A 1,348-nucleotide genomic window follows, 5' to 3' on the forward strand; every position below is an offset into this window, starting at 1 on the left:
GGCATCGTCCTGAAATAGGTTGACTAAAAAATCATTTAAAATTAGTCAACATATGGAACAACAATCAAAATCATCCTGCCAAAAAAAAGCCTATCAAAAAGTAGGGTTTGAACTCAAACTTTTAATCATTGACCAAATTCATAACGGACAGATCTCTGTCAATTATGCAGCTAAAAAATATCAGGTTTCTAGAAGCTCTATTCAGTATTGGATAAAAAAATACAGTACCTTAGAGCAAAAGAAATTAGGAATGAGCAAAAAAGACGAGATCAAAAAACTTAAAGAAAAGATTGAAGAACTGGAGTTCGTAAAGGACTTCCAACAGGACATCATAGCTGACATGGAACTCATTACAGGCGTGGATATGTCAAAAAAGTCATTGCCCAAAACATTAGCAGACGAGATAGAGAAAAAGAAACAAAACCGTTTAAAAGAAAATGGTTAACTACATGTTTTGGGATATCCAAACAAGCCTTTTATAAACGCTTAAAATCTTATAAAAACAAGCAGATTAACGAACAAATCTTATTACAACTAGTCAAACAATGTCGTAATAAAATAGGACAACAAACTGGTGGTAAAAAACTTTATGACCACCTAAAAAAAGACATGAAAAATCAGAACATAAAAATGGGAAGAGATAAGTTTTTAATATTCCTCAAGAACCATAACCTACTGGTTAAGAGAAATAAAAATTATCATATCACAACCAATTCTAAACATCATTTCTTTAAATACAAGAACCTGGTGAAAGATAAACTACCTACCAGAGCTGAACAACTTTGGGTAACAGATATAACATATATCAAAACCGAAAAAGGACACAACTATCTGGCCTTGGTAACAGATGCATACTCTAAACAAATCATGGGATACCAACTAAGTAACCACATGAGGACAGAACTATGCTTAAATGCGCTTAAAATGGCTTTAAATAACAGGAAGTATCCACATGAAAAACTCATCCATCATTCGGATAGAGGCATCCAATATTGCAATCCAACTTATACCCAGTTCGCTGAGAAAAACAACCTAACTATAAGCATGACCGAGCAGTACGACCCTTACGAAAACGCCGTAGCTGAACGCATTAACAAAACTCTTAAGTATGAATATGGATTAAAACAAACCATTAAAAACACTGAATTGGCTCAAAAGATGACTAAAAAAGCTATATTTACTTACAATAACTTTAGAACGCATTGGAGTCTCAATTTAAGCACCCCAAAAATGGCCCACTTAAAACAAAATATAGACTACAAATCGTACCGGAAAAATAATAACAAGCTGGAATTTTTAACCATTTAAAATACATCCAAAAATGGTCAACCTATTTCAGGACAAGACA

General features: G+C 33.2%; 2 protein-coding genes. Both read left to right on the forward strand.

The annotated features are described in order from the left end of the window. Positions 1-52: 52 nt before the first annotated feature. Positions 53-445, forward strand: a complete 393-nt coding sequence (locus QGM60_RS18100; protein WP_036119634.1) for a helix-turn-helix domain-containing protein — start codon at positions 53-55, stop codon at positions 443-445. A gap of 14 nt (positions 446-459) precedes the next feature. Beyond that, positions 460-1,308: an IS3 family transposase gene (locus tag QGM60_RS18105; protein WP_281141646.1), complete on the forward strand. Its 849-nt coding sequence runs from the start codon at positions 460-462 to the stop codon at positions 1,306-1,308. The last annotated feature ends 40 nt before the right edge of the window (positions 1,309-1,348 follow it).

It is taken from the genome of Winogradskyella sp. SYSU M77433 (genome assembly GCF_029911945.1).
Lineage (GTDB): Bacteria > Bacteroidota > Bacteroidia > Flavobacteriales > Flavobacteriaceae > Winogradskyella.

What these genes read in the sequence shown, in the direction of transcription:
- QGM60_RS18100 (WP_036119634.1), top strand. Translation starts at nt 53, where the DNA reads ATGGAACAACAATCAAAATCATCCTGCCAAAAAAAAGCCTATCAAAAA.